Annotated in this window: 11 protein-coding genes; all 11 read right to left on the minus strand. The window is 69.1% G+C overall.

All coding sequences use genetic code 11. The annotated features are described in order from the left end of the window. Positions 1-19: 19 nt before the first annotated feature. On the minus strand, positions 20-2,659 hold the full coding sequence (locus tag KIK06_RS14925; RefSeq protein WP_268643604.1) for an OmpA family protein: 2,640 nt from the start codon (positions 2,657-2,659) through the stop codon (positions 20-22). 85 nt (positions 2,660-2,744) lie between these two features. After that, a complete protein-coding gene (locus KIK06_RS14930) occupies positions 2,745-3,161 on the minus strand; it encodes a pilus assembly protein TadG-related protein (protein ID WP_268643605.1) in 417 nt (138 codons plus the stop codon). Continuing rightward, on the minus strand, positions 3,158-3,535 hold the full coding sequence (locus tag KIK06_RS14935; RefSeq protein WP_268643607.1) for a TadE/TadG family type IV pilus assembly protein: 378 nt from the start codon (positions 3,533-3,535) through the stop codon (positions 3,158-3,160). Before KIK06_RS14935 ends, KIK06_RS14930 begins: the two co-directional genes overlap by 4 nt. Before the next feature lie 62 nt (positions 3,536-3,597). Continuing rightward, a complete protein-coding gene (locus KIK06_RS14940; protein WP_268643608.1) occupies positions 3,598-3,987 on the minus strand; it encodes a TadE/TadG family type IV pilus assembly protein in 390 nt (129 codons plus the stop codon). 223 nt (positions 3,988-4,210) lie between these two features. Beyond that, positions 4,211-4,876, minus strand: coding sequence for a type II secretion system F family protein (locus KIK06_RS14945; protein WP_268643609.1), 666 nt, complete (start codon positions 4,874-4,876; stop codon positions 4,211-4,213). 206 nt (positions 4,877-5,082) lie between these two features. Beyond that, the gene (locus KIK06_RS14950; RefSeq protein ID WP_268643610.1) at positions 5,083-5,985 is read right to left on the minus strand and encodes a type II secretion system F family protein; all 903 of its coding nucleotides are present in this window, start codon (positions 5,983-5,985) and stop codon (positions 5,083-5,085) included. After that, the gene (locus KIK06_RS14955) at positions 5,985-7,301 is read right to left on the minus strand and encodes a CpaF family protein (RefSeq protein WP_268643611.1); all 1,317 of its coding nucleotides are present in this window, start codon (positions 7,299-7,301) and stop codon (positions 5,985-5,987) included. The genes KIK06_RS14950 and KIK06_RS14955 overlap by 1 nt, the downstream gene beginning before the upstream one ends. Beyond that, positions 7,298-8,221 carry a hypothetical protein gene (locus KIK06_RS14960; RefSeq protein ID WP_268643612.1) on the minus strand — a complete coding sequence of 308 codons (924 nt, stop codon included), beginning with the start codon at positions 8,219-8,221 and terminating at the stop codon, positions 7,298-7,300. Before KIK06_RS14960 ends, KIK06_RS14955 begins: the two co-directional genes overlap by 4 nt. After that, the gene (locus KIK06_RS14965) at positions 8,218-8,754 is read right to left on the minus strand and encodes an SAF domain-containing protein (RefSeq protein WP_268643613.1); all 537 of its coding nucleotides are present in this window, start codon (positions 8,752-8,754) and stop codon (positions 8,218-8,220) included. The genes KIK06_RS14960 and KIK06_RS14965 overlap by 4 nt, the downstream gene beginning before the upstream one ends. 220 nt (positions 8,755-8,974) lie before the next feature. Continuing rightward, positions 8,975-9,481, minus strand: coding sequence for a hypothetical protein (locus KIK06_RS14970; protein ID WP_268643614.1), 507 nt, complete (start codon positions 9,479-9,481; stop codon positions 8,975-8,977). 272 nt (positions 9,482-9,753) lie between these two features. Further along, positions 9,754-10,119 carry a hypothetical protein gene (locus KIK06_RS14975; protein ID WP_268643615.1) on the minus strand — a complete coding sequence of 122 codons (366 nt, stop codon included), beginning with the start codon at positions 10,117-10,119 and terminating at the stop codon, positions 9,754-9,756. Between the last annotated feature and the right edge of the window lie 182 nt (positions 10,120-10,301).

Raw genomic sequence — 10,301 nt, forward strand, 5'->3', positions numbered from 1 at the left:
CTTCCTCGCCTCGACCCATTCAGGTCGTGGAGGGTGTGGCCCCCGCGCCGCGCTCGAGGTTCTCCAAAAGCTCTCTACTGCGCTGGCTCGGTTGACTCTTGACAGCCTTCAAGGATTCAGCCAGGGAATTATACGCTCGGTGCACCGAATCCATGCGCCCCATCGAAGCGTAGACTTCCATTAGTTCCTGATACAGAGCCTCGTTTCGAGTGTCTATGGAGATCACCCTCTCCAGTAGTTCGACGCGCTCTTCATGGCCAGGCACCTTCCGCGCCAGGCGCACACACGTATCCGCAAACATCATCTGCCAATGGCGGCGAGAATCTTCAATCCACTCGCCTTCCACATCACAGAGAAGATGCGCCTTATACACACCGACCAGTCGCCGCAGGTCCTCTTCTTCGCTCTCCGACCGGTGATTCTTGATCCGAGCGTAGGCTTGCGCGAACTCCCAGACGTCGACATGGAAGAATTCTTCTTGTACCCGGTAGCGCCCCTTGTCCTGCAAGACGATGGGGGAGTTCGTACCCAAGGCATCCCGCACAGGTTTCCGGAGTCGGCTCACGGCATTGTGTACGGCCTTCCTCGCGGCATCGTCCTCGGCGCCAGGGGCGAGGACCTGCGCCGCCTCCGCAAGACTGACCCCGTTTGGGTGCAGCGCGAGAAGCGACAGCAGCGTCCGTGCTGCCGTACGCGCTCCGGTCAAGACGTCCCGACCGTTGACCTCACACACCAGGTGCGGTGCGAACAGCCGAATGGTGACCTTGGGCTGACTCCCCTCAACTTGATCCGTCGCGTCCCTTTCAGGGCCGGGAGCGTGTTCTGACTCGGCGCGGCGCTCGTGGTCGTCACTGGCCTCGGGGTGTTCTTCTCCAGAGCTCGCAGGTACCTGGGGCTGTTCCGGTTCCTCCTCGCCCTGGCCGGGTGCCTCCCCCTCCGTTTCAGCAGTGTGTTCCATAACGGGTGGGGGTTCCTTGTCGCTGGGGGCGCCTTCGTGCTCCTCCCGGCCCTGTGGTGGGCTCCACAATCGCAGAGCACCCTCGCGAGTCACCTCCCCCTCCAGGGTTCGAACCCGCACCCGGTGGGTGTCCCCGCAGTCCACCGTGGCCCCGACGTGGTCGGTGCCGCCGAGAGCGCACACCAGCACCCCAGAAGTGGCAGTGAGCACGGCTGGCAGCCCCTTGTCGGCGTCCAGGTCGCTCGCTTCCACCAAGACCAGCACAGGCGGAACGATGGCGACAGGTGCGCTGGCCTCGTCGCCGCGCTCGTCCTGGTCTCGTGCGCAGGTCAACAGCTCCGCCTCCACCACAACCAGTGCGTGAGCGAGGTCGGAGGCCACCTGCACACCCCCCAGCGGCGTTCCTGCTGTCAGGAGGGCCGTGGCGACCGGGCGGGTGGCGATAACGGGTCCAGGGGCGTGGCCTGCGGCCAGGGCCGCGAGCACACGCACCGCGTTGACTCCGACGAACGCCACACCCCCAGCGCTGTTCACCCGGACCGTGTCAGCAACGAGCAGGTAGCCGTCCTCGTCGACGACACCACGCGCGAGCCCTTCGGCGTCCTGGCGCACCAGGTTCTCCTGGCTCAGTGAGGTGTCATCGGTGACGGCTCCCGCCGAGAGGTCCTCAGAACCGGTCAGCGACCCACCACCAGTAGCTGGCTTCCGACGCGTCGCCGATGCCCGTCGTCGTCCAGCCGCGTAGCCGACCCCCGCACCGATCGCCCCGGAGACCAGCCCGACCCCGGCGAGGTCAAGCACGGTGTTCTCCTCGGCCGCGGTGGTCACACCAACCCCCTCCCGCTCCGGAGCGGAGGCCGCCTCCGAAGAGGTCTTGAAGGTGGCGTCGGCCCCGGACACCGCTGATGGCTCGGGCACAGGGGCGGGGGTGGTGCGTTGAAGGGTGTAGGAGATCTCCACCCGCCGATACTCGCCATACGACGCGCGAGGATGCGACGGAGGTTGGGCAGCCCCCATCCCGACCACCTGGATCTCGACGTCGGCGTCCAACTGGTCGGCTAGGTGGTCCGCGACCGCCTGGGCGCGCTGCTCGGACAGGCCCCGGTTGTAGGAGGGGTCACCGATCGGGTCGGTGTGCCCGGTCACCACGACCGGCTCCTCCGAGTGCCCGAAGTCGGCGATCAACCCGATGGTCGGCTCCAAGGACTCGGCCATCCCTGGGGTGAGGTCGGCCGAGTCGAACCCGAACCCCGCCAGGATGCTGGTGCGGTCGAAGACGTCTCCCGGCTTCGCTTCCTCCCCCACTTCTGAGGTCTCCTGGGCCGGAGGCGTGGCGGCCACAGTTGGCGCTTCGGCCACCGCGTCCGTCGTGTGCGCCGCCAGAGCCGTGGTCTGAGTGGAGGTCGCGGTCGCACCCCCGGCCACCAGCACCCACATCAATCGCACCAGCCCCACCCGGGGCACCAACCCGCGCGCTACGGCGATGATGTCCAAGGCGACGATCACCAGGTGGACCGCCCAGACCGCCCACAGGAACACGACGAAGAAGGCGAGCACGACCTCGTCGGGGAGGCTCCCTCCGCGCAGGTACTGGAGGAACCACACCCAGGTGGTGTCCTGGCCCAGCGGCCACTCCAACCGGGTCGCCAACCACGGCGGCCCCACCAACAGCACCACCGTGACCAGGACTTCCCCCGCCACGGACCACGCACTTCGCGGCATACCTAGCCCCTTTCGCTCTCTTCCGATCTGTTCCGGGACATGAGCCGCATGCCCCAGGGCGGCATCACCCCAGCGGGGGGTGGAGCGCGGTCGCGGTGGCCTCGGCCTCGATCTCACGGGACCCAACCGGCAACAGGGCGGGGGTGAAGGTGCTACGGGCCAGCACGACCACCCGGTTGTCCTCAACGACCACCTGACCGCCCAAACCTGCTGAACCCAGGTGGTCGAGGGCGGCCTGGCTGGCCCTGTCGGCGTCCAGGACCGGGCTCCCCCCGGCAAGGCTCGCCGAGCCGTCCAGCTGGTGGGCTCCGGCACGTGCCGCGGAATGCGCCACCGACAACAGCTCCGCCTTGGCCACCAGCATCTGTCCCGCCTCCCACACCAGCGCGAACACGATCATCACGACGGGCACGAGCATGAGCAGGAACACCGACGCCTGCCCCTCGTCCTGACCTCGCCACCGCTCTGTCAGTCGGTTCATGGCTCCTGTCCTCGGTAGGAATCGATCGGTGAGGTAGCGGTGGCGTACAGGGTGCGCTGCCCGCCAAGGCCGCCCAGGTCGATGACGGTGACCGTGCACGCCACCTCCACCGACACAGAGCCACCCGCTTCGAACCGTGTGGTGTCCACGGCGGCGGTAAAGGGGGTGCAGGCCACGCCCCGATCGGCCAGCTCCCGCTTGGCAGTCCCCCATGCCTGGGCGCGAGCGGAGACCGTGTCACGTTGCAGCGAGGCAGCACGTGCAGCGGACGAGGCGGCGCCCTGGACGATCAAGGAGGCCGAGACCTGACGTCCAGCGATAACCACCAGCACCAAGACCACGACCAGTACCGGGGCCAGCAACACCAGCTCCACCGACGCACTCCCGGAATCGTCACGATGCCCGAGCCCACGTCGCGCACACTGAATCAGAGCGTTCATGGTGTGAGGCGCTCGACCGGGCCGGACAGCTCCGAAGCCACCGGCAACCCGACCCCCGGCAGCAGACTCGCGCTTCGCGCTGTCACCTGCACACTCGCGAGGTCGACGGTGCGCTCGACCTCGACCTCCACCCGACGGAGCATCCCGCCGCCCAGCTGGGTCTGGGCCTGCTCGGCCCGCTCGTGGGCCAAGGCGGTGGAGCCGTCGAAAGCACGGGCCGCCGCTAGGGTCTGGGCGGCGATCGCCTGGGCACGGTGCTGGGCATGCGCCCACACCCCCACCTGCGCCACCCCCACCACCATCACGAACACGATCGGCAGGATGAACAGCGGCTCTGCGCTCCCCCGGTCACTGCGGCTCCCCCACCGCTGGTACCGCCTGGTCATCGGTTCACGCCCAGGTCGATGGACTCGGCCGCCGTGGTGAACTCCCTCACGAGGATGCCTCCGACGACGGTGGCGATGGTGATCGACACCATGATGATCAGGATCCAGTCCGTGGTCGCCGACCCCGCATCCGATCTGACACCGCGTGACGATATGAGCCAGGTGCGTACACGGCTGTGGGCACGCCGAAGGAGCCCTTGCATCAGCAACCCTCTTTTTCTGTCTAGAAACCGGCCATCACGTGGGTGAGGGCGACATAGCTGATCAGCACCAGGAACCCGGCCACCAGGCCCGTGGTGGGCAGGGTCATGCGTTCGGTGGCCGCGTGCGCGGCGGCCTCGGCCTCCGCCAAACGGCGGGCCCGCAACGACGACGCCTTCGCCGTCAACGAGGTGCGGGTACGCGCCCCCGACGCACCGCCCAACCGCAACGACGCGGCCAGCTCACCGAGCTCGCGCACCCCCGTCTCCTGGACGAGGGACTCCAGGCCTTCCCACTCGGGCCGGTGGCGCAGGGTCGCAACGTGCACGGCCTGGCGGAGACGCTCCGGAGCGCGGCCGTGCCCGTGTTGAAGGGCGGTGGTGAGGGCGCTGGTGGTTCCCGCGCCCGCCGCCAACCCCATGACGACCAGGTCAGCCAGACCGGAGACGACGGCGCGCAGCTCGGCCCGGTGTTCGGCGGCAGCGTGACGAGCAGCCAGATCCGGGGCCAGGAAGCAGACACCAGCAGCCAGTCCGGCGAGCAGCCACGCGACCCCAGGGGTGGGAAGGACCGCACCGCCGACCGTGACCAGTACCGCTGCCAGCAGGACTCCGACGCAGGTGGCTGCGGCCTTCTCCGCCCGGTAGGCATCCACCGGCGTTCCCAACACCTGAAGGGTTCGGGTCATGGCCGGACCAGGGATACCCGCCCTGGCCATGAGGCGTCCCGCACGGTGACCCATCCGCTGCGCCCACCCTCGTCCGGCAGGAGCCAACGGCTTCGGAGCCGGGCGAGGTGTGAGGCGTTCGACGAGCGTGGGACGACGTAGACCGTAGGCGGCGGCGAACACTCCGGCCCCCAGGAAGGTTCCGGCCGCGCCCAGCATGAGAACGCTCAACGGACGCCACCTCCTACCGTGGCGGCTTCCACGGAGGCGGGGCGGAAGGGGCGCGGTGTCTTCGGCGGTGAGGCGAGGCGGGCCAACCAGAAGAACGAGGCCGCCCACAGCCCTCCGGCCAGTGCGAGCACGAGCTGGCCAGACAGCGTGCCCAGTGGCTGGAGGAAGGCGGGGTTGAACGCAGCCATGCCCAGGAGCATGAGGGTGGTGGCGGCAGCGATGATGCGCACCGAGGAGCGCACCCTGGCCCGCGACGCCGACACCCGGACCACCGTCGTGGCCCTCTCCCGCGCTGTTTCCGCCAGCCTGGACAGGGACCCGGCCACGTCTCCGCTCTGGCGGGAGGCGCCCATGGTCAGGGTGATCGCGATCAGATCCCCCAGGTCGGAGTCGACCTTCTCAGCGAACACCGTGGCGGCCTGCTCCATCGACTGTCCGGCGCGCAGCCGGGCCTCCAACGCCTGGATGTGCTCGCGGATCAGGTCCGGGGCGACGGGCACGGTGGCGGTGATGGCCTGGTGCAACCCCGAGGCTGCGGTGATCATGTCGCGGAGCTGTTCGGCCCAGGAGGCGAGGGCTTCGGCGAGGTCAGCTTCGGCCCGGGCCGTGGTGTCGGGGCCGAGCAGGGCGGGTATCGACCACCCGGCCGCTGCGGCGAGCACGACCCCGATCGGCCACCCCGTGACCACACCAACCACGGCCCCAGCAGCAAGGGCTCCAAACATGCGCATCCACAACCGGCGCTGGCGCAGAAGAGTGGTCCAACGGCGTAGCGAAGGCGCGGTGGAGACCGTGTGCCAGGAGACGAAGCTCAACGCGTAGACGGCACAGACGGCCCCTGCCCCCAGCAGGGCTCCGCCGAAGGCCAGTCCCCCAACCGTCCAATCCCAGCCGGGCATCACACCCACCCCCGCCCCATGAACCCGGCCCGGAGCAGGCGCTGGCCGACCGAACCGCTGGGAGCGCACGCCACGGTCCCGACGGGTTCGTCGACCGCTCGAACATACAGCTCGTTGGAGATGACCTGCTCGCCCTCCGACCCCACGACCTCTCGGATACTCGTGACCACGCGCTCCCCGGCCGGGGTGGTGTCGATGTGGGCGACCAGGTGCACCGCCGTCCCCACTAGGGATGCTGTCGCCGAAGGTGTCAACCGTTCCGGGGCTTGTGCGCAGTAGGCGGCCAGTTTGGTGAACACCTGCTGTGAGCTGGAGGCGTGGATGGTGGACATCGACCCGTCTGTGCCCATCGACATCGCGTTCAGCAGTGCGAGGGTCTCCGGGCCTCGGGTCTCTCCGACGATCACCCGGTCCGGGCACATCCGCAGCGCCGCCCGTACCAGCTCGGCCAATGTCACCTCGCCGACCCCTTCGATGTTCGCGGGACGGCCCTGCAAGGCGACCACGTCCGCATCTGTCAGGTGGCGGTGCAGCCCCAGTTCGAGGGAGTCCTCGATGGTGATGACCCGCTCTCCATCGAGCAGGCTCAGCAGGGCGCGCAGCAGGGTGGTCTTGCCCGCGTTCGTGGCACCGCTGATGATGAGGTTCGCTCGGGCCCGGAGCGCCGCGGTGAGCAACTCGCGTGCGGTCTGGTCGACCATCCCTGAGCGGGCCAGGTCCTTCAATCGCAGGTGGTGGGTGGGGTGGCGGCGGATCGTCACTGTCGGTCGAGCCGCGATCCCGGGCATCACCGCCGACAGCCGGGAGCCGTCCTCCAGTTCCATGGACAGGATCGGCGCGGCCACATCGAAGCGGCGCTCCCCACCGGGGGCGCGGGCAGCGACCCGCTGAACGAGCGCGACGAGGTCAGCGTCGGTGTCCGCCACCGCTGAACGGTGCTCTCGGCGGCCTCCGCCGAAGTCCACGATCACCGGATCGCTGCCGATCACGTGGATGTTCTCCACGTCCGGCTCGGCGAGCAGCTCCTCCAACGGCCCCAACCCCAGGACATGGTCCAGAACCAGTTGGCGCAGCCGGGCCTCGTCCGCTGGTGTTAATCCTGCTGTTCCCTGGATCAGGGCGGTGCGGGCCCGTTCCTCCAGCAACCGGTTCACGAGCTGGGCCACCCGGTCCTCATCCACCGCCTCGCCGGGGGTGGTGATGAGCTGTTCGGTGACCCGGACGGCCAGGGCCACCGCGGTAGCCCGAAGGGAGACCTCGTCCGCCCCTGCTTCCCGAGGCGACGGGAGGCGCGGGATGTCGTTCGTCGCCGTCACGCTATGTTCACCACCGTCGAGTCACGCTGTTCTTTGGACATGCCGAGGTCCTGTTCCTTCTGTTCCTCGTGGGACAGGCCGAGGCCGGAGAAGTCGTCACACAGCTCGGCCAGGGATTTGGCGGCTTTGATCAACGGCATCCATTCCAAACTGTCGGGGTCGCGGCGTTCGGACCACCAGGCGGCCAGCCGGTCCCGCAGCCGGGCCGGTGGGCGGTACTCGCCCTGGACCAGGCCCGCCCCGGTGGGGTCGTGCGGGATACGCGCCCACACCGGCAAACCCGACGCCACCTTCGACACCTCGCCGTCGGAGTGGGGGCAGGGGCCGGTGATGGCCAACCCCACGCGCGCTCCCTCTTCACGGAGTGAGGCCAGGATCGGGGCGCACGCCCGCAGCCGAGCGGCGTGCCCCACATCGCCCGCTTGGGTGAGGACCACGACGACATCGGCGTGACGGACCAGCAACGCCCCAGCAGACCCCGGCACCGCCCTCCCCACATCCACCACGCTCACCCGCCCCGTCCGCAGCAGGCTCGGGTTGTGGGCCAGCACGTCCACCGCCCGCCCCGCCTCCAACGGGTCAGCCGGAGCCGGTACCACCCGCAGTCCGCCTGGGAGCTCGACCGCGTGGTTCACCAACGGAGCGTGGGCCGACGACGCACCCTCGACTCCTGCCTCCGCCCACACATCCGCAGGCAGAGACACCGGTACTGGTGTGCGGGAGGCGGCGGCCAATGACACCACCCCCGCCGGAGAGTCGTGGAGGTCGATGCCGTGCCAGGCCGCCAGATCCCCACCGGAGGCGTCGGCCTCCACCAGCACCGGAACCGTCACCGGGGACGAGGGCCAGGCCGCCGCCAGGGCGGTCGCCAGACTCGTCACCCCCGGAGCCCCGCCCAGGGAGCACACCGCGACGATCATTCCCCACCTCCCATCACCGCGACCGCCCGCGCATCGTCGTGCGGGTTCAGGACTAGGAGCTGCGCTGGCGCCTGGGCCACCGCACGGGAGACGTAGGTGGCCTGGTTGCGGGACATCACCACCTCCACCACCTGCTGCCCGGCCCCGAGGGTGTCCTCGTCGGGCACGACCCGGTGCACCGACCCCGTGACCGCACGCAGCGGACCGTCCGCATCACCATCGCCTCCTGTGGGGGTGACCACGTCCACGGTGGCCCCTGCCTCCAGGCCCTGGGGCACCGTGGACACGGGAACCGCCACCACCGCCTGCCCCAGATCCGGCCACACCACGCGATCCCCGACCGAACCATCCACCAACAAAGAACCCGCGAGCGTCGGCCGGGTCAACACCTGTCCCTCCACCTCCTGCGGGGACAACATCCGCACTCCGTCAGCCTCGGCCACCTCGACCGACCTCACATCGGAGGCGGTGAGCACGTGCCCGGCCGGGAGATCGGCCGCCAGCACCGCGACCGGACGCGCGTCATCCAACACCCACCCAGCCCAGGCCCCGGCCATACCTCCCGCACCGATCAACCCTGCCGCGAGCAAGGCCCACTTCCACCGGCGGCGTGAGAGGGCCGCCAGCCGCACCGACTCCCATTCCTGTCCGGTGTTCTTCTCATCTGTTTTGCTGGTTTCCCGATCGGTTTGTTTGGGATTCGCGAGCGCGACCATCCCTCCCCCTTCCGTCCTCAACGTGATTGCTGCGCTGTCAGCGGACGTCAGTGACGACCGCGTGGATCTCACTCACCGGCACCGCCACCGTCGACGCGGTGGCCAGGTCCTCCAACTCCCCGCCCCGCCCGTCCGTGGTCGACCATGACACCGCCCACTCCCACACCGCCGTCAGATCCACCCGAGCACCAGCGCCGCCCGGGGGCAGGGTGATGTAGGTGTGGCCGCAGTCCGGAGACCCCTCTTCCCGGTAGACCTGCGGAGAGAACACCGTGCCCGGCACCTCGCACACCACCTCGCGCCCGTCACCGGTGTCCCACACCACCCGCCGCGGAGAGGCGACCACCGTCACCGATCCGGCGCTGACCGACGCGGTCGCCGACACCGGCTCCCAGTCCTGCTCGTCGATCCACATCCAGGCGGGCAGGTTCACGAACCTCGGCCTGTCCAGAGGCGGCGCGGTCCCGATGTCGGGCTCGGGCAGCCGCATCCTCGCCCGGGCCTGCTCAGCCAGCGCGCCTGGGTCAAACTCCGACTCCGCCACCCGAGGCTGTAGGACCCCCCTGCACCGGGTCGTTTCCGGAGTCACACAAGGCGTCTCAGAAACACCTGTGTTCCCGATCTCGCCGGACGGCGTACTGGGCAGGGGCGGCTCACGGGGTGGGCTGTGGATGGTGACCTGACATGAACTGCCCGAGCAGTCGGTATCGGCGAGGAAGTCGTGGGTTTCGGCTGCGGCGGGCCGCGCAGACAAGACCAGGAACACCACAACAAACCCCACACCGAGCGTTGCCCCTGGGTGTGGGAACTTTCGGGTCAGCATGATCCGTAGTCCTCCAGCCAGAGGTCGTCCACGCGCCAGCCATGGTCGGTGGAGACAACCGAGGCGGAGACGAGGCGCTTTCTCTCCCCCACATCGGCGGGTTCGCCTTCGTCCGTGACCAGCCACCCCGAGCTGTCGACGCAATCCTCGACACGCACAGTGACAGGATCGTCATCGAGCTCGGTGGCGACCACCTGGGGATTCAGTACTGGTTCCCCTATCGCCACCACTCCTTGGAGCATCGCTGAGGTGAGTTCAAGTGCCTGCCCCGAGGCGTACTCGTCCAGATCCGGGTGGCCGACCGTGCCTTCGTGGGAGCCTTCGACCACCGTCCCCCACATCCCGAGGTAGGCATCCACCGCCGCCTCCTCCGCTGTCGGAGACGGGCTGGCCTGCGCCGTAAGAGTGGGGGGCGTGGGCATCGGCTCGCTGCTGGGATCGCTCTCCTCTACCGCGCATCCCGCCAGGACCAACGCTGCCGCCACCCAACCCGTCACAGGCCCGCGCATGCCTCACCGCCGTTTCCTCACCGGGCACGGCC

The sequence above is a fragment of the Nocardiopsis sp. EMB25 genome, assembly GCF_026797795.1.
Lineage (GTDB): Bacteria > Actinomycetota > Actinomycetes > Streptosporangiales > Streptosporangiaceae > Nocardiopsis > Nocardiopsis lucentensis.

Bases quoted from the DNA above. Each gene is read 5' to 3' on its own strand.
- KIK06_RS14930 (WP_268643605.1), bottom strand. From the start codon at position 3,161: ATGAACCGACTGACAGAGCGGTGGCGAGGTCAGGACGAGGGGCAGGCG.
- KIK06_RS14940 (WP_268643608.1), bottom strand. From the start codon at position 3,987: ATGACCAGGCGGTACCAGCGGTGGGGGAGCCGCAGTGACCGGGGGAGC.
- KIK06_RS14945 (WP_268643609.1), bottom strand. From the start codon at position 4,876: ATGACCCGAACCCTTCAGGTGTTGGGAACGCCGGTGGATGCCTACCGG.
- KIK06_RS14950 (WP_268643610.1), bottom strand. From the start codon at position 5,985: ATGCCCGGCTGGGATTGGACGGTTGGGGGACTGGCCTTCGGCGGAGCC.
- KIK06_RS14960 (WP_268643612.1), bottom strand. From the start codon at position 8,221: ATGATCGTCGCGGTGTGCTCCCTGGGCGGGGCTCCGGGGGTGACGAGT.